The 23,795-nt window shown below is 73.3% G+C and carries 24 protein-coding genes; 12 read left to right on the top strand and 12 right to left on the bottom strand.

Features of this window, described 5'->3' with window-relative positions; all coding sequences use genetic code 11:
• Nucleotide 1: 1 nt before the first annotated feature.
• The 3 genes from egtB to JOF41_RS16150 form a co-directional block, all read right to left on the bottom strand.
• Nucleotides 2-1,315, bottom strand: coding sequence for an ergothioneine biosynthesis protein EgtB (egtB, locus tag JOF41_RS16140; protein ID WP_209619951.1), 1,314 nt, complete (start codon nt 1,313-1,315; stop codon nt 2-4).
• Entirely contained in the window at nt 1,312-2,577 is a 1,266-nt protein-coding gene (locus JOF41_RS16145; RefSeq protein ID WP_209619953.1) for a glutamate-cysteine ligase family protein, read from the bottom strand. Before JOF41_RS16145 ends, egtB begins: the two co-directional genes overlap by 4 nt.
• Nucleotides 2,578-2,776: 199 nt before the next feature.
• Nucleotides 2,777-3,334 carry a Scr1 family TA system antitoxin-like transcriptional regulator gene (locus JOF41_RS16150; RefSeq protein WP_189225281.1) on the bottom strand — a complete coding sequence of 186 codons (558 nt, stop codon included), beginning with the start codon at nt 3,332-3,334 and terminating at the stop codon, nt 2,777-2,779.
• A gap of 138 nt (nt 3,335-3,472) precedes the next feature.
• Here JOF41_RS16150 and JOF41_RS16155 point away from each other — a divergent pair, with 138 nt between their 5' ends.
• From JOF41_RS16155 to JOF41_RS16170, 4 genes are read left to right on the top strand one after another with little or no spacing between them, the layout of a single operon-like run.
• Complete coding sequence (locus JOF41_RS16155; RefSeq protein ID WP_189225280.1) at nt 3,473-4,066, top strand: TetR/AcrR family transcriptional regulator; 594 nt, start codon at nt 3,473-3,475, stop codon at nt 4,064-4,066.
• The gene (locus tag JOF41_RS16160; protein ID WP_209619956.1) at nt 4,066-5,232 is read left to right on the top strand and encodes an MFS transporter; all 1,167 of its coding nucleotides are present in this window, start codon (nt 4,066-4,068) and stop codon (nt 5,230-5,232) included. Before JOF41_RS16155 ends, JOF41_RS16160 begins: the two co-directional genes overlap by 1 nt.
• 8 nt (nt 5,233-5,240) lie before the next feature.
• Nucleotides 5,241-5,666: an acyl-CoA thioesterase gene (locus tag JOF41_RS16165; RefSeq protein WP_189225278.1), complete on the top strand. Its 426-nt coding sequence runs from the start codon at nt 5,241-5,243 to the stop codon at nt 5,664-5,666.
• Nucleotides 5,667-5,692: 26 nt separating this feature from the next.
• Entirely contained in the window at nt 5,693-6,280 is a 588-nt protein-coding gene (locus JOF41_RS16170) for a maleylpyruvate isomerase mycothiol-dependent enzyme family protein (RefSeq protein WP_189225277.1), read from the top strand.
• 35 nt (nt 6,281-6,315) lie between these two features.
• On the opposite strand, the gene JOF41_RS16175 is transcribed toward JOF41_RS16170, so the two are convergent.
• The gene (locus tag JOF41_RS16175) at nt 6,316-7,392 is read right to left on the bottom strand and encodes a TetR/AcrR family transcriptional regulator (RefSeq protein WP_189225276.1); all 1,077 of its coding nucleotides are present in this window, start codon (nt 7,390-7,392) and stop codon (nt 6,316-6,318) included.
• Between the two features lie 88 nt (nt 7,393-7,480).
• On the opposite strand from JOF41_RS16175, the gene JOF41_RS16180 reads away from it, so the two are divergent.
• Together JOF41_RS16180 and JOF41_RS16185 are read left to right on the top strand one after the other, a co-directional pair.
• A complete protein-coding gene (locus JOF41_RS16180) occupies nt 7,481-8,641 on the top strand; it encodes a cytochrome P450 family protein (protein ID WP_307867430.1) in 1,161 nt (386 codons plus the stop codon).
• 95 nt (nt 8,642-8,736) lie between these two features.
• On the top strand, nt 8,737-10,026 hold the full coding sequence (locus JOF41_RS16185; RefSeq protein WP_209619958.1) for a cytochrome P450: 1,290 nt from the start codon (nt 8,737-8,739) through the stop codon (nt 10,024-10,026).
• Nucleotides 10,027-10,134: 108 nt separating this feature from the next.
• Here JOF41_RS16185 and JOF41_RS16190 read toward each other — a convergent pair whose 3' ends face one another.
• On the bottom strand, nt 10,135-11,610 hold the full coding sequence (locus JOF41_RS16190) for a peptide MFS transporter (protein ID WP_189225274.1): 1,476 nt from the start codon (nt 11,608-11,610) through the stop codon (nt 10,135-10,137).
• A 139-nt stretch (nt 11,611-11,749) separates the two neighbouring features.
• Here JOF41_RS16190 and JOF41_RS16195 point away from each other — a divergent pair, with 139 nt between their 5' ends.
• A complete protein-coding gene (locus tag JOF41_RS16195; RefSeq protein ID WP_307867431.1) occupies nt 11,750-12,313 on the top strand; it encodes a TIGR03086 family metal-binding protein in 564 nt (187 codons plus the stop codon).
• A 231-nt stretch (nt 12,314-12,544) separates the two neighbouring features.
• Here the strand turns inward: JOF41_RS16195 and JOF41_RS16200 are convergent, their stop codons facing one another.
• From JOF41_RS16200 to JOF41_RS16215, 4 genes are all read right to left on the bottom strand, one after another.
• Nucleotides 12,545-13,066, bottom strand: a complete 522-nt coding sequence (locus tag JOF41_RS16200; protein ID WP_189225273.1) for a DUF4262 domain-containing protein — start codon at nt 13,064-13,066, stop codon at nt 12,545-12,547.
• Between the two features lie 35 nt (nt 13,067-13,101).
• A complete protein-coding gene (locus JOF41_RS16205; protein WP_189225272.1) occupies nt 13,102-13,854 on the bottom strand; it encodes a YebC/PmpR family DNA-binding transcriptional regulator in 753 nt (250 codons plus the stop codon).
• An 18-nt stretch (nt 13,855-13,872) separates the two neighbouring features.
• Nucleotides 13,873-14,484: a pyridoxal 5'-phosphate synthase glutaminase subunit PdxT gene (gene pdxT, locus JOF41_RS16210; RefSeq protein WP_189225271.1), complete on the bottom strand. Its 612-nt coding sequence runs from the start codon at nt 14,482-14,484 to the stop codon at nt 13,873-13,875.
• 131 nt (nt 14,485-14,615) lie between these two features.
• Nucleotides 14,616-15,962 carry an amino acid permease gene (locus JOF41_RS16215; RefSeq protein WP_189225327.1) on the bottom strand — a complete coding sequence of 449 codons (1,347 nt, stop codon included), beginning with the start codon at nt 15,960-15,962 and terminating at the stop codon, nt 14,616-14,618.
• Between the two features lie 285 nt (nt 15,963-16,247).
• Between JOF41_RS16215 and JOF41_RS16220 the strand changes: the two genes are divergently transcribed.
• Nucleotides 16,248-18,101, top strand: coding sequence for an acyl-CoA dehydrogenase family protein (locus tag JOF41_RS16220; RefSeq protein WP_209619960.1), 1,854 nt, complete (start codon nt 16,248-16,250; stop codon nt 18,099-18,101).
• On the opposite strand, the gene JOF41_RS16225 is transcribed toward JOF41_RS16220, so the two are convergent.
• Together JOF41_RS16225 and JOF41_RS16230 are read right to left on the bottom strand one after the other, a co-directional pair.
• Entirely contained in the window at nt 18,094-18,402 is a 309-nt protein-coding gene (locus tag JOF41_RS16225; RefSeq protein WP_209619962.1) for an AzlD domain-containing protein, read from the bottom strand. The genes JOF41_RS16220 and JOF41_RS16225 overlap by 8 nt on opposite strands.
• Nucleotides 18,399-19,097 carry an AzlC family ABC transporter permease gene (locus JOF41_RS16230; RefSeq protein ID WP_209619964.1) on the bottom strand — a complete coding sequence of 233 codons (699 nt, stop codon included), beginning with the start codon at nt 19,095-19,097 and terminating at the stop codon, nt 18,399-18,401. Before JOF41_RS16230 ends, JOF41_RS16225 begins: the two co-directional genes overlap by 4 nt.
• Nucleotides 19,098-19,153: 56 nt before the next feature.
• Here JOF41_RS16230 and JOF41_RS16235 point away from each other — a divergent pair, with 56 nt between their 5' ends.
• The 3 genes from JOF41_RS16235 (at nt 19,154) to JOF41_RS16245 (ending at nt 20,455) form a co-directional block, all read left to right on the top strand.
• Nucleotides 19,154-19,711 (top strand): helix-turn-helix domain-containing protein, encoded by a 558-nt coding sequence (locus JOF41_RS16235; RefSeq protein ID WP_209619966.1) that lies wholly within the window; start codon nt 19,154-19,156, stop codon nt 19,709-19,711.
• Nucleotides 19,712-19,799: 88 nt separating this feature from the next.
• Nucleotides 19,800-20,054, top strand: a complete 255-nt coding sequence (locus tag JOF41_RS16240) for a hypothetical protein (RefSeq protein ID WP_189225266.1) — start codon at nt 19,800-19,802, stop codon at nt 20,052-20,054.
• On the top strand, nt 20,051-20,455 hold the full coding sequence (locus JOF41_RS16245) for a type II toxin-antitoxin system VapC family toxin (RefSeq protein WP_209619969.1): 405 nt from the start codon (nt 20,051-20,053) through the stop codon (nt 20,453-20,455). Before JOF41_RS16240 ends, JOF41_RS16245 begins: the two co-directional genes overlap by 4 nt.
• 51 nt (nt 20,456-20,506) lie before the next feature.
• Here JOF41_RS16245 and pdxS read toward each other — a convergent pair whose 3' ends face one another.
• On the bottom strand, nt 20,507-21,421 hold the full coding sequence (gene pdxS, locus JOF41_RS16250; protein ID WP_189225264.1) for a pyridoxal 5'-phosphate synthase lyase subunit PdxS: 915 nt from the start codon (nt 21,419-21,421) through the stop codon (nt 20,507-20,509).
• A 313-nt stretch (nt 21,422-21,734) separates the two neighbouring features.
• Here pdxS and JOF41_RS16255 point away from each other — a divergent pair, with 313 nt between their 5' ends.
• The gene (locus JOF41_RS16255; protein ID WP_209619971.1) at nt 21,735-23,795 is read left to right on the top strand and encodes an elongation factor G-like protein EF-G2; all 2,061 of its coding nucleotides are present in this window, start codon (nt 21,735-21,737) and stop codon (nt 23,793-23,795) included.

The following is a 23,795-nucleotide window of genomic DNA, read 5'->3' on the forward strand; positions in this document are numbered from 1 at the left end:
GTCAGGCCAGCTCCTGCGGCGCGGCGTCGCGCGCGCACCGGAAACCCGCGAAGATCTGCCGCCGGATCGGGAAGTCCCAGTTGCGGAACGTCGCGCGCACCGCCGCCGGGTCGGTCCCGAAGGACCCGCCGCGCAGCACCTTGTAGTCGGAGCCGAAGAACACCTGCGAGTACTCCGCGTACGGGAACACCTCGAACCCGGTGTAGCCGTGGAAGTCCGAACTGGTCCACTCCCACACGTCGCCGATGAGCTGGTGCACGCCCAGCGGCGACGCGCCCGCCGGGTAGGCCCCCACCGGCGCGGGTGACAGGTGCCGCTGGCCGAGGTTGGCGTGCGCCTCGGTGGGCTCCTCGTCGCCCCACGGGTAGCGCCGGGAGCGCCCGGTGGCCGGGTCGAAGCGGGCCGCCTTCTCCCACTCCACCTCGGTGGGCAGCCGCTTGCCCGCCCACCTCGCGTACGCCTCGGCCTCGTAGTAGCAGACGTGCACCACCGGCTGGTCGTCTACCAGGGGCGCGACCACGCCGAACGCCTGCCGGTACCAGCGGTCGCCCTCGCGCAGCCAGAACCGCGGGGCCTCCAGCGACGCCTTGCGCGCATGCGCCCAGCCCGCCTCGCTCCACCAGCGCGGGTCGGTGTAGCCGCCGTCGGCGATGAACTCGGCGTAGGCCCGGTTGGTCACCGGCGCGGTGTCGATGAAGAACGGCCGGGTGAACGCCTGGTGCGCGGGCCGCTCGTTGTCCAGCGCCCACGCCTCGGTCGAGGTGCCCATGGTGAACGGGCCGCCGGGCACCAGCACCTCGGCCGGGCCGACCGGCCCGCCCGCCGGGGGCGGCGGCGCGTGCAGCACCGGCGGACCGACCCGCAGCTGGTGGGTGGCCAGCATGGTCTCGTCGTGCTGCTGCTCGTGCTGCACGATCATGCCGAACGCGAACCCGCCGTCCACCAGCCGGTCGCCCTCCAGCGGGACGCGCTCCAGCACGTCGAACACCTTGTCGCGCACCTCGCCGACGTACCGGCGGGCTTCGGCGGGCCCGAGCAGCGGCAGCTCCGGCCGCACCGCGCGGGCGTGCTTGAACGCGTCGTAGAGCTCGTCGATGTCGGCGCGGACCGGCTCGCGCCCGCCCACGTCGCGCACCAGCCACAGCTCCTCCTGGTTGCCGATGTGCGCCAGGTCCCACACCAGCGGCGACATCAGCTTCGAGTGCTGGCGCACCAGGTCGTCGTCGTCCACCGCGTCGGTGAGCGCGACGCTGCGGGCGCGAGCCCTGGTCAGCTGCGCGGCCACCCGGTCGCGCAACTCCTCGGTGCTGGTCATGAACGGCCCCCTCCGATCTTCTCAGCGGTCCTGCCCGCGGTCTTCTCCGCGAGCGTGCGGTGCAGCTCCTCGGCGATGGCGCCGGCCCGGTCGGCGGGCAGGTCGGTGCGGTGCAGCCACCGGCAGCCCAGGTCGACCACCGCGCGCGCGGCGCCTGCCAGCGCCGGGTCGGCCAGGCCGTGCCGGGCGGCGGCCAGCCACCGGCCCGCCACCGCCTCGGTGGCCGCCAGCACCCCGTCCACCGCGGCCGCGTCGGAGAACAGCGCGGCCAGCAGCGCGGTCGGGGCCGCCCACCCGCCCGGCGGGGGCGTGTCGAGGTAGCGGACCTCCAGGTACCCGCGCGGCCGGACCGGCGGGAACTGCAGGCTCAGGTGGTAGTCCAGGTCCTCGGTGGTGGGCGGCTGCTCCAGCGCCCCGGCGATCCAGTCCGCGAAGGTCAGCGGGAACGGCGGTCGCCAGTCGCGGCCGGGCCTGCGCAGCACGATCACCGGCGAGTCGATCACCCGCCGGGCCCACGCCGCCACCGGGTCCGCGCACACCGCCGCGGGGCGGGTGCGCACCGGGTCGGTGCCGTAGACGGTGCGCATCCGGGCGCAGGTCCAGTCCGCGCGCCGCCCGCCGATGCCGGGCGAGTTGGCGAACAGCGCCAGCAGCACCGGTCCCAGCGCGTGCACCGCCGCCCACCGGGCGGGCAGGTCGGCGCGCTCGCCGGTGTCCAGGCACACCTGCATCCCGGCGGTGCTGCACATCATGGTCAGGCCCTCGGGGCCGATCGGCTCGAACGCCCGCTCCATCGCGGTGTAGCGGGGCACCCGCAGCATCCTGCGGGGCGGTCGGTGCGGATCGGCGCCGCGGTCGCCGAGCACCAGGCCCGCGGGCTCCAGCAGGGCGGTGAGGTGGTCGACGTCCTCCGCGACCGTGTCGAGCAGCTCGGCCAGCGAGTCGCGGGGAGGGGTGGAGATCTCCACCTGCCCGCCCGGTTCCACCGTCAGCGGGGTGCCGCTGGGCAGCGGCCGCTGCGGGCTGTCCGGGACGAGGGTGGGTGGTGCGTGCTTGCCCAGCGCCGCCGCGAGCACTTCGGCGTCCAGCTGGCGGGCCGGGTCATCGGCGTGGTGGACGGTCCACTCGATCTCGACTCCGAGCAGTCTCGGGGGGCCGTGCTTGAAGCACACCGAGGCCACGTATGCCTCGGCTTCCGCGCGGTCGCGGAAGACCGCCGGAGCGGGCCCCTGCGCCGGGTCAGGACGAACAGCTGCGACCATTCGCTCTCCCAGGTGTTTCGGGCGTGGTTTCGAAGCTACACCGGGGTACCGACAGTCGCACACACCTCAAACCCTTGCGGGCCAACACATCCGCCGCGGTGTCCGATTTGCACCGGGCACCGCGCGGTGCTTGCACAAGCCCATTCGGGAAAACAACCGCCAAGCGTTCACACTTCGTTCCCGACCGGACGTCCGCCGGTCACCTCGCGGACCACGCCCGCCCCCGCAGCTCGACCCGCGTCCGGTCGGCGTCCCAGGCCAGCCGGTCCAGCTCGACCAGTGCGGCGCGGTGCTCGCCCGCCACCTCCGGCCTGCCGCCGGAGTAGGCGACCGCCGGGGCGTCGGCGAACTCCAGGTAGACGAACGGGCGCAACAGGCTCGGCCGCGCGCCCGCCGTGAACGGCACGACCCGCACCGGCCACGGCGACTCGGCCAGCGCGCGCAATTGCGCGGTCATCACGGCCGGGCCGCCGACCGGGGTGAGCAGGGCGGCCTCGTGCAGGTAGAAGGTGTAGCGCGGGGCGGTGGGCGACCGCGGGGTCGCGGCCGGGTCGAAGACCTCGGCGTACTCGGGGGTGCGCAGCGGCGCGGGCACCGCGAGCACCTCGTAGCAGGTCACGGCGTCGGCCTTGCGCTCGTCGAGCGCCAACTGCTGCCCGTGGCCCAGCAACCGGATCAGGTCGATGGCCTCCACCGCCGCCCGCGCTCCCGGCAACCCGCCGAGCAGCCGCGCCGCGCCCGTTTCCCCTGTCGTCACGAAAGCGCACCGTAATGGCGGTTGACCTGCCGATTCGACCGCGCACGCCGAAGTCCACCCCAAAGAATCACGGACACCGGCGACCCAAACCGTACGTACTGATTGGATTTCGCAGGCCCGGACTGGAACGATCGAACAGTGCCCAGGGTGAGCCAGGACCACCTCGACGCCCGCCGCCGCCAGATCCTCGACGGCGCGCGGGCGTGCTTCGCGCGCCACGGTTACGAGGGCGCCACCGTGCGCCGCCTGGAGGAGGCTACCGGTCTGTCCAGGGGTGCGATCTTCCACCACTTCCGGGACAAGGAGTCGCTGTTCCTGGCGCTGGCCGAGGACGACGCGCTGCGGATGGCCGAAGTGGTGGCCGAGCAGGGCCTGGTGCAGGTGATGCGCGACCTGCTGTCCGCGCCGGAGCCCGCCGACGCCGAGCACCCCGCCGACTGGCTGGGCACCCGGCTGGAGGTCTCCCGGCGGCTGCGCACCGACCCGGAGTTCCGGGCCCGCTGGGCGGAGCGCTCCCAGCAGCTCACCGACGCCACCCGGCAGCGGCTGCTGCGCCAGCGCGAGGCCGGGAAGCTGCGCGACGACGTGGACGTGGGCGTGCTGACCTCGTTCCTGGAGCTGGTGCTGGAGGGTCTGGTCTCGCACCTGGCGATGGGCCTGCCCGCGGACGACCTGGGGCCGGTGCTGGACTTGGTCGAGGAGACGGTGCGCAGGCACCGCCGGTCGGCGTGATGCGGCTGTACCTGTGCGCGGCGGCGCTGGCGCGCACGGCCGACGAGATGGTCGGCGTGGCCTTGGTGCTGCTGGTGCTCGAACGCACCGGTGACGCGGCGCTGTCCGGCGCGGTGGTCGCCGCCTACACCGTGCCCTCGGTGCTGTCCGGCCCGCTGCTGGGCGCCTGGCTGGACCGCGCCCGGCGGCCGGTGATCGCGCTGGCGGGCAACCAGTTCCTGCTCGCCGCGGTGGCGCTGGGCCTGGTGCTGGCGGGCGACCGGCTGGCGGTGCTGCTGGGGTTGGCCTTCCTCGGCGGCACCACCCTGCCCATGACCAGCGGCGGTTTCAGCAGCCTGGTGCCCAGGCTGGGCCGGGACGACCTGCCGCGCGCCACCGCCGCGGACGCGCTGGTGTTCAACGCCGCGGCGATCGGCGGCCCGGCGCTGGCGGGCGTGCTGAGCACGGTGTGGGGGCCCGCGGTGGCGGTGCTGGGGATCAGCGGCCTGTCCCTGCTCGGCGGGCTGTGCACGACGGCGCTGCGGGTGCCGCCGCACGAGGCGGCGCGGCGTGCGCCGCTGCTCGCCGCGATGCGCGCGGGCCTGCGGCACTTGGCGACCACTGCCCCGCTGCGCGGCGCGACCGCGGCCACGGTGCTCAGCTACGGCACGGTCGGGCTGCTGTCCACCGGCCTGCCCGCGCACCTGGCGTCGCTGGACCTGGACGAGGACCTGGCCGGGGTGGTGTGGGCGGTGTTCGAGGCGGGGGCCATCACGGGGGTCTTCGCGCTGCGCCGCCACCTGCCCCGCTGGCGTCCCGAGCGGGTGATCTTCACCCTGCTGCCGCTGTACGGGCTGGCGGTGGCGGTGTGGCCGCTGCCCTCCGGCCTCGGCGTGCTGCTGGCGCTGGTGTTCGTCGGCGGTGTGGTGGACGGCCCGGTGCTGACCGCGACGATGACCGCCCGACAGCGGTACACCCCAGAGGAGCTGCTCGGGCAGGTGTCCACCACCGGGGCGAGCCTGAAGATCGGCGGTTACGCGGTGGGCGCGGCGACGGGTGGCTGGCTGGTCGCGGGCGGACTGGCGCCTGCGCTGGTGATCCTGCTGGTGGCGGCGGGCCAGGTGGCGGCGGCGGGCCTGGGCGCGCTCACCGCCCGCTCTCGCCACCCCGTCCGGGTGAGCCCATAATCGCTGACATGGCTGACGCCCGCCCCGTTCACGTGCACCGGGTGCGGGTGCGCCCGGTCGACTGCGACCGCCGGGGAGCCGTGCACGCCTCCCGCTACCCCGTGTTCTTCGAAGCGGCGATGGTGGAGGCCCTGCGCTCGCTGCTGGGCTCGTACAAGGAGCTGGAGAAGCGCGGCATCGACCTGGTGGTGGCCGAGACGTCCGTCCGCTACCTCAACCCGGCCCGGTTCGACGACCTGCTGCGCATCGCGGTGCGGGTGCGGACCCTGGGGACCACCACGCTGACCGTGGGCTTCGACGCCGACGTCGACGGCACGCCGATCGCCACCGCGTGGCACCGGTACGTCTCCTTCGGCACCCCGCAGCTGCGCAGCACGCCGATCCCGGACGAGTTCCGCCGGGCGCTCGAACCGCGCGGCCCGGTCCGCCGCTGATCCCCGACCACCCACCGAGGACGAACATGACGACCGTCACCGCCGACGACCTCGACACCGCGGTCGCCCACGCGGAGGCCGTGCTGAGCCGGGGCGTCGCCCACGACTGGGCGGCGCTGCCCGGCGTCGGCGAGTGGAGCGCCCTGCGCACCGCCGAGCACATCGGCGACTGCCTGCTGTCCTACGCGGGACAGCTCGTCATCCGCCCCACATCGCGGTACGTGCGTTTCGAGGGCGTGCTGGCGCGGGGCGCCTCGGCCGCCGACGCGCTGGAGTTCGTCGTGGCGGGCGGGAGGATCCTCGTCTCGACCGTGCGCACGTCCCCACCCGAGGCCCGCGCGCACCACCCCGCGGGCACCTCCGACCCGGCGGGCTTCGCGGCCATGGGCTGCGTCGAAGTGCTCGTGCACGGCGAGGACATCGCGCGCAACCTCGGCCTGTCGCTGGACCCGCCGCGCGAGCTGTGCGCGCGCGTGCTCGCCCGGTTGTTCCCGGATGTCGACGCGAGCGGCGACCCGTGGCGGGTTCTGCTGTGGGCCACCGACCGGTCGGAGCTGCCGGGACGTGGGCGGCGCGGGCGCTGGCGCTGGCGGAGCGCCGTGCCCGGCGAGTGACCGCCGGACGCGGTCCCGGTCCAGCCCGCGAGCGCCTACCCCGCCGCGACGACGCTGCCGGAGGCGACCGCCTGGCAGGCGCCGAAGCCCTCCGCCCGCGCCACCACCCGTCCCGACTCGACGCGCACGGCCGCCTCGGTCGCGTCGCTGACCGCCGCGACGCCCGCTGCGGCGGCCACCGCGCCGGACTCGTCGCACACCACCCGCAGCCGCGGCCAGGCCGAGGGCGGGAAGGACTGGCGCAGGCAGCCGCACAGCTCGGCGACCACGAGCCGGGCCAGCGGGGCCAGCTCGGCGGGCTCGCCGGTGACCAGCACGGCGGTCACCTCCGCCCCGGCCCGCACGGCCTGCTCGACCGCGGCCAGGCGGTGCAGCCCGAGCACGGCCACCACGCCGTCGCCGTCGAGCCGGGCCGGACCGCCGGTCACCAGGTCGACCGCGCTCGGCGGTGACCAGGGCAGGTCCGCCGCCCGCACGGGAGGGACGGCGGTCGGCGGCGGCCAGTGGTCGTTGAGCTCCAGCCCGGCCAGCCGCTCGCACGCGCTGATCACGTCGAACGGCTGGAGGAACCCCGGTGCGGCGCCCGCCAGGCCGCTCGCGCCGTGCAGCGCGCCCAGCACGGTCGTGGCCAGCCGCACCCGTCGCGGCACGGGTCCTCCCGGCTCGCGGGCGGGCGGGCGCAGGCGTTCCAGGGCGAGGCCGAGCAGCAGCGCGTCCAGCGCCATCAGCTGCTCGAACGGGCGGCGGGTCAGCTCGGCGGAGACCACCTCGGGCAGCAGGTCGCCCGCCAGCCGCGCCCAGCCGCCGGGTTCGGCGTCCAGCCTGCTCACCCACGCGCGGGCCAGCGCGCCCAGCGCCTCGGCCGGGGTGGTGCCGTGCTGCGGGTGGGCCGGTCCGGGAGCGCGTTCGACCAGGTCGGCCAGCACCGCGAAGTAGAGGGCGCGCTTGCCGGGGAAGTTCGAGTAGACCGCGCCGCGGGTCAGCTCGGCCCGTTCGGCGATGGCGTCGACCTTGGCGTCGCGGAAGCCGCGCTCGGCGAACTCGGCGCGGGCCGCGGCCAGCACCCTGGCCCGGTTGCGCTCCTGCGCCTCCGCCCTGCTGAGTCGGGCCACGCACCCCTCCTTGCCGCCTGCGCCGCGATCAAGATAACGTCGCCACTCAGATGATGAGAACATCTGATGTGAACATCTGGAGGATCGCGTGACCGTCCCCGAGATCGACCCGACCGACCCCGCCGTGCTGCACGACCCGTTCACCGCCTACCGGCGGGCCGGGGAGCAGTCGCCGCTGGCCCGGATGCGGGTGCCCGGCATGGGACCGCTGTGGGTGGTGACGCGGCACGAGCAGGCCAGGCAGGTGCTGGGCGACCCGCGGTTCGAGCTGAACGCGGCCAGCTTCCTGCGCCCGCCCGGCATCCCCGAGCACTGCCTGCCCTACCTGCGCACGATGGCCGAGATCGACGGCCCGGAGCACACCCGGCTGCGCAGGCTCGCCGCGCCCGCGTTCACCGCGCGCCGCGCCGCCGAGTTCCGGCCGCGCGTCGAGGAGATCGTGGGCCGCCTGCTCGACGCGCTGCCCCCGCACGGGCCGGTGGACCTGCTGGAGCACTTCGCGCGACCGCTGCCCGCGGACGTGATCTGCGAGCTGGTGGGCATCCCCGAGGACGACCGCGCGCGGTGGCGGCGCTACGGCGCGGCGGTCGCCGCGGGCCACGGCCCCGAGTTCATCGAGGCCATCCCGCACATCGTCGAGGACGCCAAGGCCGCCGTGACCCGGCGGCGGGCCGAGCCCGGCGACGACGTGATCTCCGTGCTGCTGGCGGTGGAGGACGGGCTCGACGACGTGGAGCTGGTCGCCCTGGTGTGGCAGCTGGTGCTGGCCGGGCAGACGCCGACCAACCTCATCGCCAACGCGGTGGAGGTGCTGCTCACCCACCCCGAGCAGCTGGCCGCGCTGCGCGCCGACCCGGCACTGGCGCCGCGCGCGGTGGAGGAGCTGACCCGCTGGACGACCCCTCAGCTGCTCACCACGCCGCGCTGGGCGCGCGAGGACGTGGAGATCGGCGGCGTGCTGGTGCGCCGAGGGGAGCCGGTGACCACCGCGATCGTCGCCGCCAACCGCGACCCGCGCGCGTTCGCCGAACCCGAGCGGCTGGACCTGGGCCGCGCGGCGGCGCCGGGGCACCTGGGCTACGGGCACGGCCCGCACTTCTGCCTGGGCGCGGCGTTCGCGCGGGTGCAGACCGAGGTGGCGCTGACCGCCCTGCTCGACCGGTTCCCGCGACTGGCGCCGGCGGGCGAGGTGCGCCACGCGCCCGATGGCGGCACGTGGCGCGTGGCGCACCTGCCGGTGACCTACTGATCGCCGGGTTCGCCGCCGGTGGCGCGAACACCGCGTTCGCAGCACCGGCGGCGAACCCGCTTGAAAATCCCCCACTCCTTGACCACCGTGTGGCCATGCCGTCCGCGCTGAGAACCGCCTCACTGCTGCTGCTGGGACGCACCGCCGTCCGCGTCCAAGCCGTCCTCGGCGACCCCGCCGCCCGGTTATTCGGGCTCGACCAGGGCGAAGACCCCTACCCCGTGTTCGAGTCGGTGCGCGCCAAGGGGGTGCTGGTGCCCAGCCGGATGGGCCTGCACCTCACCGCGTCGCACGAGCTGTGCTCGCGACTGCTGCGCGACCCCGCGTTCGGCGTCGTCCCCGCCGGGGCGCTGTCCCCGGTGGACACCACCGCGCACGTCGGCGGCAGGCGGCTGATGAACCCGGTCGAGGACTCCTTCCTGGTGCTCAACCCGCCCGACCACACCCGGCTGCGCAGGCTGGTGGCGCCCTGGTTCACCCCTCGCGGGCTGCGCAGGCAGGCGGACATGATCGAGCGGGTGGTCGAGGAGCACCTGGACCAGGTGGCCGCCCGGCCCACGTTCGACCTGGTCCGCGACTTCGCCGCGCGGGTGCCCGTCCGGGTGATCACGGATCTGCTCGGCGTGCCCGGCGCGGACCAGGCCGCGTTCGCCCGCTGGGGCGGCGTGCTGGTCAACGCCTTGGACGGGGTGCGCGACATGGCCGAGATGAGGGCGCTGCACACCGGCTTGCGCGAGTTCGAGGAGTTCCTCGACGGCTTGATCGCGCACCGGCGGCGCACTCCCGGCGACGACGTGGTCAGCGCGCTGGCCGCCGAGCCCGAACTGACCCGCGAAGACCTCATCGCGACCACCGAACTGCTGCTGGTGGCGGGCTTCGAGACCACGGTCAACCTGATCGGCAACGCCGTGCTGGCGGTGCTGGGCCACCCGGAGGTCCGCGAGCGCCTGCTGGACTCCCCCGACCACGCCGAGGCGGTCGTCGAGGAGACGCTGCGCTTCGACCCGCCGGTGCAGTACACCGTGCGGGCGCCGAGCGAGGCGGTGGAGGTGGCGGGCACGCGGCTGCCCAGGGGGACGCCCGTGATGCTGATGCTCGCCGCGGCCAACCGCGACCCGGCGGTGTTCGCCGACCCCCACCGCTTCGCCCCCGGCCGGCCGGACGGGCGCGAGCACCTGGCGTTCTCCTCGGGCATCCACTACTGCCTGGGCGCGGGTCTGGCCAGGATGGAGGCCGCGGCGGCGTTGCGCGGCCTGTTCCGCCGCTTCCCCGACCTGCGCGCCGCCGGTCGGGTCCACCGCAGACCCTCAAGGGTGATCCGCGGCGCGGCGCGCCTGCCGGTGAGCACCGGCCTCCGCCGCCCGATTCGGCAAAACGCCCGCTGAACACCGGGTTCTGGGGCATTCTTGGAACCGTGCGAGCGGGCCCCGCCGCACCGCCGCCGCGGCGGGGCCCGCTCGCCGCCACCCACCGGGGTGGCGTGGGGGCGACTGCTAGCCGACCCCGTGCATCAGCTTGCGGATGCGGCCGGTCGACACCGCCAGCAGCACGCCCAGGGCGATGGCCACGCCACCCAGCACGCCGAAGTAGGTCACCGCGTTCTCGTCGCTGTAGAACCGGACCACGACCGCGCCGATGCCCTGCCCCGCCGCGGAGGCCAGGAACCACAGGCCCATGGTCTGCGAGGCGAACGCGCGCGGGGCCAGCTTCGTGGTCACCGACAGGCCCACCGGGGACAGCAGCAGCTCACCGCAGGTCATCACCAGGTACATGGCCACCAGCCACAGGAAGCCCACCCGCACCGCCGGGTCGCCCTGGCTGGCCACCATCATCAGCAGGAACGACAGCCCCACCAGCAGCAGCGAGTAGGCGAACTTGCGCGGGGTGGCGGGCTGCCTGCTGCCCAGCCGGGTCCACAGCAGGGCGAACAGCGGCGCGATCACGATGATCATCACCGGGTTGATCGACTGGACGAACGACGGCGGGAACTCCAGGCCGAGGAAGCGGGTGTCCACCCGCGTGTCGGCGAACGCGGCGATGACCGTCGCGCTCTGCTCGAACAGCAGCCAGAACATCACCGCCGCGACGAACAGCGGGATGTAGGCGACCAGCCGGGAGCGCTCCACCGAGGTGGTCTTGCGGCTGCGCAGCATCACCGCGAAGTAGCACACCGGCAGCGCCACCGAGGCGACGCTGATCAGGTTGATCACGCCCTCGGCCCCGAGCACGCCGGTGACCAGCAGCAGCACCACCGCCGCCACCGCGGCCAGGGTGATCGCGGTGATCCGGCCCAGCACGCGGCCGCGCTCGGCGACCGGCAGCGGGTTGGGCGGGTTCATCGCGGAGCCGCCCAGGTAGCGCCTGCCGAACCGGTACTGCACCAGCCCCAGCGCCATGCCCACCGCCGCCGCGCCGAACCCGAGGTGCCAGTCGTAGTTCTCGCCGAGGAAGCCGCACACCAGCGGCGCGAGGAAGCCGCCGAGGTTGATGCCCATGTAGAAGATGGTGAAACCGGAGTCGCGGCGCGGGTCGGACTCGGCGTAGAGGCCGCCGACCACGGTGGAGATGTTCGGCTTGAGCAGGCCGGTGCCCAGCACGATGAGGATCAGGCCGGTGTAGACGCCCGCGACGCCGATCGGCATGGCCAGCGCGACGTGGCCGAGCATGATCAGCACACCGCCGTGGAAGACCGCCCGCTGCCCGCCCAGCACCCGGTCGGCCAGCCAGCCGCCCGCGATGCCCGACATGTAGACCGCGGCGCCGTAGATGGCGACCAGGGACAGCGCGAAGCTCTTGTCCAGGCCGAGCGCGCCCTCGGCGGTGGAGCGGTAGAGGTAGTAGGCGAGGATCGCCTTCATCCCGTAGTAGGAGAAGCGCTCCCACAACTCGGTGAAGAACAGCGTGGACAGTCCTCGGGGGTGCCCGAAGAAGCCCCGCCGAGGGGCGGTTACCGCGCTCGTGGCGCTCACGGTGCCTCCTGCGTGGCGGTTCGGTGTACCGGACGAAGTTACGCCGTACGGAGGTACCAGAAAAATTTTCGACTACTCCGAGTGGCGCAGCGCACAGGCTTGAGGTGCGCGGCCCGGCGAGCTTTGGTGCACTCGGGAGGTGGATCTGATCGAGGCCCACGGACGGGCGATGAACGAGTTCGACACCAGGGTGCGCCAGGTGCGCGCCGACCAGTGGGAGCTGGCCACGCCGTGCAAGGAGTGGTCGGTCCGGGACCTGGTCAACCACCTGGTCCAGGAGCAGCTGTGGGCGCCCGAGCTGCTGGCGGGCTGCACCGTCGAGCAGGTCGGCGACCGCTTCGAGGGCGATCAGCTCGGCGAGGACCCGCTGCACGCCTGGGTGCTGGCCGCCGCGGCGGCGCGGGAGGCGTGGATCGCGCCGAAGGCGCTCCAGCGGCAGGTGCACCTCAGTTCCGGCCGGACCGCCGCGCCGGAGTACGGCTGGCAGATGACGCTGGACCTGGCCGTGCACGCCTGGGACCTGGCCAAGGCCATCGGCGTCGGAACCGGGGTCGACCCGGACCTGGCCGAGGAGCTGCTGGAGCGGATGGGCCCGGAGGTCCAGCGGTGGCAGGGCAGCGGGCTGTTCGAGCCGCCGGTGCCGGTCCCCGCGGACGCCGACCCGACGGCGAAGCTGGTCGCGCTGCTGGGCCGCACGCCCTGAGGGGCAGCCCGCCGGTTCCTCGTCGGACGCCCAGGACCGCCGTGCGGGGCACGCGTCCCGCTCCCCGCGCCTCCCCCGGCGTGCGAGGAGCGGGACGCATGTCCCCCCTCAGTGCGCGTGCCCCCCAGCACACCCGCACACCGGAATTCCTACTCCTCGGAGCTTGTCAGCTGTCGGCAGCGGACCTGCTGACAACAACGACCTGACAACAACGACCTGACAACGCGGCCCTCAGGGACCGTCGACGCCGGGCGTCCAGCTCTCCGGTCGACCGCTCTCGGTGAGCAGCAGCTGCCAGTCGCCGAAGCCCTCCGGCGCGTCCGGCTGCCACGGCCAGTGGCCCTGCGGGGTGGGCACCACGATCTGCACGGCGGCGAAGTCACCCTTGCCGTAGAGCAGGAAGGCGCTGCCGAAGAACTCCGGGTAGAACCCCTTGAACACCCGCTCGAAGGTGACCGGCACGCCCTGGAAGAAGTCGTGGTAGAGCTTGCCCGGCACGAACCGCTCCCCCCGGCTGGCCCGGTCGACGTAGGCGCGGATGAGCACCTCCGCCATGCCCGCGTCCAGGCCGATCACCACGGCCTCGGCCACCCCGAAGCGCCGCCAGGCCCCGACCGAGAAGGCGTACGGCGCGCCCTCCTCGTCCTGCGGCACGGTGACCACCGCGTGGCCGTGGCGTTCGGCCTGGTCCAGCAGCCAGGCGCGCAGGTTGTGCTCTTCGGGGCTCAGCGAGGGGGTCGACACGGCGCCCATTGTCCCGGACCGCCGCGCCGACCCGATCACCCCGGTCAGGCGTCCACGGCCGCCATGACCTCGTCCGAGACGTCGAAGTTCGCGTACACGTTCTGCACGTCGTCGCAGTCCTCGAGCGCGTCGATGAGCTTGAAGATCTTGCGCGCGCCCTCGGCCTCCAGCTGCACCGTCACCGACGGCAGGAAGTTCGCCTCGGCCGACTCGTAGTCGTACCCCGCGTCCTGCAGCGCCTTGCGCACCGCCACCAGGTCACCCGCCTCGGAGACGACCTCGTAGCTCTCGCCCAGGTCGTTGACCTCCTCCGCGCCCGCGTCCAGCACCGCCATCAGGACGTCGTCCTCGGACAGGCCGTTCTTGGGCACGATCACCACGCCCTTGCGGGTGAACATGTAGGACACCGAGCCGGGGTCGGCCATGGAACCGCCGTTGCGGGTCATCGCCGTGCGGACCTCGCTCGCCGCGCGGTTGCGGTTGTCGGTCAGGCACTCCACCAGCACCGCGACGCCGTTGGGGCCGTAGCCCTCGTACATGATGGTCTGCCAGTCGGCGCCACCCGCCTCCTCACCGCCACCGCGCTTGCGGGCGCGCTCGATGTTGTCCAGCGGGACCGAGTTCTTGCGCGCCTTCTGGATGGCGTCGTACAGCGTGGGGTTGCCATCCGGGTCACTGCCCCCGGTGCGCGCCGCGACCTCGATGTTCTTGATCAGCCGCGCGAACAGCTTGCCGCGCTTGGCATCGATTGCGGCCTTCTTGTGCTTGGTGGTCGCCCACTTAGAGTGGCCGCTCATTGCTCCTCCGTCGAATACTCAGCCCGCGGCGCGGACCATGTCCACGAAAAGGCGGTGCACGCGCCCGTCACCGGTCAGCTCCGGGTGGAACGAGGTGGCCAGCACGTGCCCCTGCCGAACCGCGACGATCCTACCGGCGGCCTCGCCCGCGTCCTCGGATTCCGGCACGCGCGCCAGCACTTCCACATCGGACCCCGCCGATTCGACCCACGGGGCCCGGATGAACACCGCGTGCACCGGCTCATCCCCGACCCCGGTGAAGTCCAGGTCCGACTCGAACGAGTCGACCTGCCTGCCGAACGCGTTGCGCCGCACGACGATGTCCAGTCCGCCCAGCTGGTGCTGGTCCGGGCGGCCGTCGAGCACCTGGTCGGCGAGCAGGATCATGCCCGCGCAGGAGCCGTAGGCGGGCATCCCCTCGGCGATGCGGGCGCGCAGCGGCTCCAGCAGCTCGAAGGTGTGCAGCAGCCTGCTGATGGTGGTCGACTCGCCGCCGGGCAGGACCACGCCGTCGACCTCGGCCAGCTCCTCGGGGCGGCGGATCGGGCGGGCCAGCGCGTCGGCCTCGGCCAGCGCGACGAGGTGCTCGCGGACATCGCCCTGCAGGGCCAGGACACCGACGACGGACACGACTGGATCTTCCTCCTGCGGCGGGGAACGCTCCCCACCAGCCTAAGGCGTGGCCCCGCACCCCTGTTCCACCAGGGCGGGGCGGGTGCTCGTGACACCCGCCCCGCCCGCTTCCACCTTCCCGCGGTGGGCTAGTCGCCCGCCGCGACCCGCTCGACGTCCGGTCGGGCCGTCGAGCGCCGGGACTGGACCGCCCGCCACCCCGCGAACAGCAGGACGACGAGCACGGGGATGGACCAGAAGGCGATGCGCTCGGCCGGTCCGGCGAAGGCCATCAGCACCAGGACCAGCGCCAGGAACCCGAGCGTGGCCCACCCGGTGTAGGGGGCGCCGGGCATCCGGTACGCGGGCTGGGGCAGCTCGCCGCGCCGCACCGCCTGGCGCAGCCTGAGCTGGCAGAGGATGAGCGTGGCCCAGGTGGCCACCACGCCCAGCGAGGCGATGGCGATCGCGATGTCGAACGCCTCCTTGGGCACCAGGTAGTTCAGCACCACGCCCGCCAGGTAGGCCACCGAGGTGAACAGGATGCCGCCGTAGGGCACGTGCCTGCTGCTCATCCGGCCGGTGAACGCGGGCGCCTCGCCCTTGTCCGCCAGTGCCCGCAGGATGCGCCCGGTCGAGTACAGCCCCGAGTTGCACGAGGACAGCGCGGCGGTCAGCACCACGGCGTTCATCACGTCGCCGACACCGGCGATGCCCAGCTGCGAGAAGACGGTGACGAACGGGCTCTCCGCGCCGCTGTAGAGGTTCCAGGGCAGCAGCATCGCCAGCAGCAGGACCGAGCCGACGTAGAAGACGCCGATCCGGTAGACGACGCCGTTGATGGCCTTGGGCAGCACTTCGCGGGGGTTGCGCGTCTCGCCCGCCGCGATGCCGACCAGCTCGATCGACGAGTAGGCGAAGATGACCGCCTGGAGGGTCATCAGCGCGATGCCGATGCCCGCCGGGAACAGCCCGCCGTGCGCGGTCAGGTTGTGCACGCCCGCCTCTGCCCCGCCGATCTCGGCGTTGCCCACGACCAGCGCGACCCCGGTGAACAGGAACACCACGATCGCGGTCACCTTGACCACGGAGAACCAGAACTCCAGCTCGCCGAACAGCTTCACCGACAGCAGGTTGACCACGACCAGGAAGGCCAGCGCGATCAGCGCGGTGACCCACTGCGGCAGGTCCGGCAGCCAGCGGTGGACGTAGATGGCCACCGCGGTGATCTCGGCGATGCCGGTCATCGCCCAGTTCACCCAGTACATCCAGCCCGAGGTGAAGCCCGCCCACGGCCCGATGAACTCGCGGGCGTACTCCACGAAGCTGCCCGCGGTGGGGCGGTGCAGCACCAGCTCGCCCAGCGCCCGCATCACGAAGAACGCGGCCAGGCCGCACGCGGCGTAGGAGAACACGAGGGCCGGACCGGCCTGGGCGAGTCTGCCGCCCGCGCCGAGGAACAGGCCCACGCCGATGGCGCCGCCGATGGCGATCATCTGGACCTGGCGCTTGCCCAGTGACTTGGTGTAACCGTCCGTGTTCTCCTCGTTCACGAGGGTTGGACGTTAGAACCTCGCGGCGCGACTGCCACGCGGGCTTGAGCAAGGCTTGATGTGATCATTTCCACAACGGCGGGAAAACGCCTGGTGGAGCTCTTCCGGCAGGCCGGGCGTTCGGCTCGCGGTTCCGCCGGACCGGGACGGGCGGGTCCGGCCGTGACTCCGGGCACGGTTGGCCCAGGCCGGGTCCGCCCGCGCCGAGGGCCGTGCTACTAAGGAGTAATGAGGACCGACGTGCTGCGCGAACTCCTGGACGGCCGGTGGGCCACCCTGCGGCGGGACTCGCTGGACCTGCTGGGGAAGCTGGAACCGGCGGGTGAGCTCTCCCGCGAGGAGCACCGCGCCTGGGTTCTGGAGCAGATGCGCACGCTGGCCGAGGGCGGCTACCCGGCGATCGGCTTCCCCGCCGAGCACGGCGGCCGCGACGACATCGGCGGCTCGGTGGTCGCGTTCGAGGCGCTGGGCTACGGCGACCTGTCGCTGATGGTCAAGGCGGGCGTGCAGTGGGGGCTGTTCGGCGGAGCGGTGCAGGCGCTGGGCACCGAGGAGCACCACGCGCGCTACCTGCCGGCGATCATGAGCATGGAGCTGCCGGGCTGCTTCGCCATGACCGAGACCGGGCACGGCTCGGACGTGCAGCACCTGCGGACCACGGCGACCTACGACGTCGAGGCGGGCGAGTTCGTGGTGCACACGCCCGACCCCGCGGCGCGCAAGGACTACATCGGCAACGCCGCCCGCGACGGTCGGGTGGCGGTGGTGTTCGCCCAGCTCGTCACGCGGGGGCAGCAGCACGGCGTGCACGCGCTGCTGGTGCCGATCCGCGACGAGTCCGGCGCCCCGACGCCGGGGGTGCGGATCGAGGACTGCGGGCCCAAGGCCGGGCTGAACGGGGTGGACAACGGCCGGTTGACCTTCGACAACGTGCGGGTGCCGCGTGAGGCGCTGCTCAACCGGTACGGCGACGTGGCCCCGGACGGCACCTACTCCAGCCCGGTCGAGGGCACCGGCCGCCGGTTCTTCACCATGCTGGGCACGCTGGTGCGCGGGCGGATCAGCGTGGCGGGCGGCGCGGGCAGCGCCACCAAGAAGGCGCTGGCCATCGCGATCGGGTACGGCTCGCAGCGGCGGCAGTTCACCCGACCGGACACCGGCGAGGAGGTCGTCGTGCTGGACTACCTCGCCCACCAGCGGCGGCTGCTGCCCGCGCTGGCCACCTCCTACGCGCTGCACTTCGCCCAGGAGGAGCTGGTCTCGGCGCTGCACGACGGTGGCGACGACCGGCACCAGCGGGAGCTGGAGTCGCGCGCGGCCGGGCTCAAGGCGGTGGCCACCTGGCACGCCACGCACACCATCCAGACCTGCCGCGAGGCCTGCGGCGGCGCCGGGTACCTGTCGGAGAACCTGCTGGCCGGGCTCAAGGCCGACACGGACGTGTTCACCACCTTCGAGGGTGACAACACGGTGCTGCTCCAGCTGGTCGCCAAGGGCCTGCTGACCAGCTACCGCGACCACGTCGGCGACCTGGACCCGTGGGGCATGGCCCGGTTCGTGGCCGACCAGGCGGTGAGCGTGGTGATCGAGCGCACCGCCGCCCGCGCGATCATCGACCGGCTGGTGCGCGGCAGCTCCGACGCGCTGCTGGACCGGGGCTGGCAGGTGCGCCAGTTCGAGGACCGGGAGCGGCACATCCTGGAGGGGCTGGCGCGCAGGCTGCGCAAGGCTTCGAAGCAGGACGCGTTCGACGTGTTCAACGCCGCGCAGGACCACGTGCTGCACGCGGCCCGCGCGCACGTGGACCGGGTGGTGCTGGAGGCGTTCGTGGCGGCGGTCGACCGGTGCCCGGACCCGGAGGTGTCCGCGCTGCTGGACCGGGTGTGCGACCTGTACGCGCTGAGCACGATCGAGGGCGACCGGGCGTGGTTCCTGGAGCACGGCAGGCTCAGCCCGGCCCGCTCGAAGGCGGTGTCCCAGGCGGTGAACCAGCTGTGCCGCCAGCTGCGCCCGCACGCGCCGACGCTGGTGGACGCGTTCGGCATCCCGGAGGGGTGGCTGGCCGCGCCGGTGCTCAGCTGACGCCCGCCAGGCGCAGCCCCGCCGTGGTGGCCCCGGCCAGCAGGACGACCACCACGAACGGGGCCTTGCGCCACGCGGCGAGACCTCCCACCAGCACGCCCGCGGGCAGCGCCCACCCGGCGAACTCCCGGCCGCTGGTCAGGGAGGAGGTGGCGACCAGCGCGACGAGCAGCACCGTCGCCGCGGTGGCCATCAGCTCCCTGACCCGGTCGGGCAGGGTCAGCCGGTCGCGCAGCAGCGGACCGGCCACCCGGAAGGCGTAGGTGCCCGCGGCGAGCACCAGGATCGCGGCGAGGCTCACGCGGCCACCTCCTTCTTCCGCCCGGTCTTCTTCCGCCCGGCCGTGGCCACCAGCCCGACCAGCGCCAGCAGCACCGGCACGCCCGCGGGCAGCAGCGGCGTGGTGGCCAGCGCGACCACCGCGCCGAGCAGGGCCGCGCGCAACGTCGCGGTGTCCTTGAGGGCGGGCAGCACCAGCGCCAGCAGGGCGGCGGGGAACGCCGCGTCCAGGCCGAACGCGCCGGGGTCGCCGATGCCCTGCCCGACCAGCGAGCCCGCGACCACGCCGAGGTTCCAGCCGAGGAAGAGGGTGGCTCCGCAGGCCCAGAAGGCGGTGCGGGCGCGCGCCGGGTCGCGCTGCGCCAGGGAGAAGGCCACGCTCTCGTCGACCATCAGGTGGCTGCCGACCAGCCGGGCGGCCAGTCCCCGGCCCAGCACGTGGCCGACGGCCAGGCCGAACGGCAGGTGCCGCGCGTTGAGCACCAGCCCGGCGAGCACCGCGGCGGCCGGGCTGCCGCCCGCGGCGACCACGCCGACCGCCATGAACTGCGAGCCGCCCGCGAAGACCAGCACGGACATCACCAGCGGCACCCACCACTGCAGGCCGCCCGCGACCGAGATCGCGCCGAAGGACGCGCCGTTGACCGCCGCCGCGGCGGCGATGGCCGCCACGTCGCGCAGCAGGTCGGTGTCATGTGTACGCCATATCGAACGCATCGTCTTCTAGACTGAACACCTACGGTGTGTTCGTCAAGCCGAACGATTGGACTGTCATGCCGAACACAGGGGCGCCGCTGGAGGTCATCGCGGCCTCGCTGCGACGGGAGCGGGAGCGCGCGGGCCTGTCGCTGAGCGAACTGGCCAAGCGGGCCGGGATCGCCAAGTCCACGCTCTCCCAACTGGAGTCGGCCAGCGGCAACCCCAGCGTGGAGACGCTGTGGGCGCTCGGCGTCGCGCTCGGGGTGCCGTTCAGCAGGCTGGTCGACCCGCCCACGCCGCGGGTGCGGGTGATCCGCGCGGGCGAGGGGCCCGCCATCTACTCGGAGCGGGCGCACTACACGGCGACCCTGCTGGCGTCCTGCCCGCCGGGGGCGCGGCGGGACATCTACGTGCTCAACCTGGAGCCGGGCGCGGCGCGCGAGTCGGAGCCGCACATGCCGGGCACGACCGAGCACCTGGTGGTCAGCGCGGGGCGGGTGCTGGCGGGGCCGAGGGAGGAGCCGGTGGAACTGGGGCCGGGCGACTACCTGCTCTACCCCGGCGACGTGCCGCACACCTGCCAGGCGCTGGAGCCGGGCACGTCAGCGGTGATGGTCATGGAGCACGTGTAGAACACCCGTTCGAGTAGTTGATTCCATCGGTGCACGTGCCGATGAGAGCTTCATGGAGACAGCATGTACCGCCCCTACGCTCGAAGACATGGACGAGGGCGGCGACACCAAACCCGTGCACATCCGTGAGGTGCCGTCCAAGGTGGTGGACATCCTCCAGAAACGCGCCGACGCACAGGGCATGTCGCTGACCGGCTACCTGCGCCAGCACCTGATCGAAGTGGCCAGCAAGCCGACCATGGAAGAGTGGATCGAGTCCGCCACCAACCGCACCTGGGGTGTGGACCGGGAGACCATCGTGCGCACGATCCGCGAGCTCCGGGACGAGGTGGACAGCGAATGAAGACCACCATCGTCGTGGACTGCTCCGCGCTCGTCGAGGTCGTCGCGGGCAAGAGCCCGGAACGGGAACTCCTGCGCAGGCTGATGACCTCGACCGCGTCAGCCCCGGAGCTCATCGACGCCGAAGCGATGAGCGTGCTGCGCCGCATGGAGCGCAACCTCCACCTGACCTCGGACGACGCGACCTTCGCGATGTCCCGGATCACCGCGTCACCAGTGAACCGGGTGCCCCTGCGGACCCTGCTCCGCCGGGCATGGGAGTTGCGGCACGCGGTGCACACCTACGACTCGCTCTACCTGGCGCTCGCCGAGGAGCTCAACGTCCCCCTCATCACCTGCGACGCCAAGCTGGCCGGGTCGAACGGCCACCAGGTCGACATCGAGGTGTACCCGGTGTCCTGACGCGCGGCGGCTCCCGGCCCGCGGTGGGCCGGGAGCCGCCGGGGACCGCTCCTACCAGCCGCGCTCGGCGAGCCGGTGCGGCTGCGGGATCTCGTCCACGTTGATGCCCACCATGGCCTCGCCCAAGCCGCGGGAGACCTTGGCGATCACGTCCGGGTCGTCGTAGAACGTGGTGGCCTTGACGATGGCCTCCGCGCGCTGCGCCGGGTTGCCGGACTTGAAGATGCCCGAGCCCACGAACACGCCCTCGGCGCCCAGCTGCATCATCATCGCCGCGTCGGCCGGGGTGGCGATGCCGCCCGCGGTGAACAGCACGACCGGCAGCTTGCCCGCCTCGGCGACCTCGCGCACCAGCTCGTACGGGGCCTGCAGCTCCTTGGCCGCCACGTACAGCTCGTCGGCGGGCAGGTTCTGCAGGCGCTTGATCTCGGCGCGGATCTTGCGCATGTGGGTGGTGGCGTTGGAGACGTCGCCGGTGCCCGCCTCGCCCTTGGAGCGGATCATCGCCGCGCCCTCGGTGATCCGGCGCAGCGCCTCGCCCAGGTTGGTCGCACCGCACACGAAGGGCACGGTGAACTGCCACTTGTCGATGTGGTTGGCGTAGTCGGCCGGGGTGAGCACCTCGGACTCGTCGATGTAGTCCACGCCGAGGGACTGCAGCACCTGCGCCTCGACGAAGTGGCCGATGCGGGCCTTGGCCATCACCGGGATCGAGACCGCGGAGATGATGCCGTCGATCATGTCCGGGTCGCTCATCCGCGACACGCCGCCCTGCGCGCGGATGTCCGCGGGCACCCGCTCCAGCGCCATGACGGCGACCGCGCCCGCGTCCTCGGCGATCTTGGCCTGCTCGGGGGTGACCACGTCCATGATCACGCCGCCCTTGAGCATCTCCGCCATGCCGCGCTTGACGCGGGCGGTGCCGGTCAGGTGCGCACCGGCCTCGGAGTTGGATGAAGTGGTCACGGCCAGCCTTTCGGATCAGGGGGACGACCACCTGATCGTACGTCGGACGTGGACCGCCGAAGCAGGCCAATCCGACGCGTTCTCAGCAGTCCACTCGCACCCCCACCGCAGGTAGTGGCCTGGCACACGTCCGGGTGCGAGCACCGGCCGAGCGGGCGACCCGACGCTCCGGTGGCAGCGGTGGGGTGAGCACGGCCCCCGTCCGCGCCCGCCCTGGTTCCTCCTGCCGGGTTGGGTCCGGCCCACGGGGTTGTCCGACGCGCGCCACGGGTGTGAGATCGAACACTAATCACTTGTGGAGGGTGGGCATCCCATGGGCAGCAAACACTCCGACAGCAGTCCCTCGGCAGCCGCGGTCGCTGTGGACGACCCGGCCAAGGTGCGCAACGTCGTGCTGGTCGGCCCCTCCGGGTCGGGCAAGACGACCCTCGCCGAAGCCCTGCTGGCGACCACCGGCGTCCTGACCAGGGCGGGTTCGGTCACCGAGGGCACCACGGTGTGCGACCACGACCCGGCCGCGGTGCGCCAGCAGCGCTCCGTCGGCCTGTCGGTCGCCCCGGTCCGGCACGGCGACATCAAGATCAACTTCATCGACACCCCCGGTTACGCCGACTTCGTCGGCGAGCTGCGCGCGGGCCTGCGCGCGGCGGACGCGGCGCTGTTCGTGGTCAGCACCGCGGAAGGCGTCGACGCCACGACCGTGGCGCTGTGGCAGGAGTGCGCGGCGGTCGGGATGCCGCGCGCGGTCGTCATCTCGCGCACCGACCACCACCGCGCCGACGTGCTCAACGAGATCGCCGCCTGCCAGGAGGCGTTCGGCGCGGGCGTGGTGCCGCTGTACCTGCCCGGCGACGGCGGAGGGCTGGTGGGCCTGCTCACCACCGACGACGAGCGCTACGCCGAGCAGCGCGACCAGCTCATCGAGGGGATCATCGCCGAGAGCGAGGACGAGACCCTCATGGACCGCTACCTCAACGGCGAGGAGATCGACCAGGCCACCCTGATCGCCGACCTGGAGACCGCGGTGGCGCGCGGCTCGTTCCACCCGGTGCTGCCGGTGTGCGCGGCGACCGGGACGGGCCTGCCCGAACTGCTCGACGGCATCGCCCGCGCGTTCCCCTCGCCGCTGGAGCACCCGCTGCCCGAGATCACCGGCGTGGACGGCATCCCGCATCCCCGCCTCGCCCCGGACCCGGAGGGGCCGCTGGTCGCCGAGGTGGTGCGCACCGCCGTCGACTCCTACGTGGGCCGCGTGTCGCTGGTGCGGGTGTTCTCCGGGACGCTGCGGCCGGAACGGCCCGTGCACGTCTCCGGTCACGGCATGGCCGATCGCGGGCACGAGGACCACGACGCGGACGAGCGCGTCGCGCACGTGTACTCACCATTGGGGGCGAACCTGCGCGAGGTGCCGTACTGCGTGGCGGGCGACCTGTGCGCGCTGACCAAGCTGGGCTCGGCGGAGACCGGGGACACCGTGTCCGCGCCGGAGCACCCGCTGCTGGTCGCGCCGTGGGACATGCCCGAGCCGCTGCTGCCGGTCGCGGTGGTGCCGCGCAGCCGCAGCGACGAGGACAACCTGGCCCGCAACCTGAACAAGCTCGTCGCGGGCGATCCCACGCTGCGGCTGGAGCGCAACGCCGAGACCCACCAGCTGGTGCTGTGGTGCATGGGCGAAGCGCACGCCGACGTGGTGCTGGCCCGGCTGCGCGCGGGCGGGGCCGAGGTGGACACCGAGCCGGTGCGGGTGGCGCTGCGGGAGACCTTCGCCGCCCCGGCCAAGGGGCACGGGCGGCACGTCAAGCAGTCCGGCGGGCACGGCCAGTACGCGGTGTGCGACATCGTGGTCGAACCGCTGCCGCGCGGCGCGGGCTTCGAGTTCGTCGACCGCATCGTCGGCGGCGCGATCCCCAACCAGTTCATCCCCAGCGTCGAGAAGGGGGTGCGTGCGCAGCTGGAACGCGGCCTGCAGGCAGGCCACCCGGTGGTCGACGTGCGCGTGACGCTGGTGGACGGCAAGGCGCACTCGGTGGACTCCTCCGACGCGGCGTTCCAGACCGCGGGCTCGCTGGCGCTCAAGGACGCCGCGGCCAACGGCCGGACCTCGTTGCTGGAGCCGGTGGACGAGGTGCGCATCAGGCTGCCCGACGAGCACCTCGGCACGGTGCTGGGCGACCTGTCCGGGCGGCGCGGCCGGGTGCTGGGCACCGAGGCCGACAGCGCGGGCCACACGGTGATCCGGGCCGAGGTGCCCAGCACCGAGCTGCTGCGGTACGCCATCGAGCTGCGCTCGCTGACGTCGGGCACCGGCACCTACAGCCGCCGCTTCTGCCGCTACGACCCGCTCCCCCAAGCGCTGGCCGCCCAGGCCAGGTGA

It is taken from the genome of Saccharothrix coeruleofusca, assembly GCF_017876325.1.
Classification (GTDB): Bacteria; Actinomycetota; Actinomycetes; order Mycobacteriales; family Pseudonocardiaceae; genus Actinosynnema; species Actinosynnema coeruleofuscum.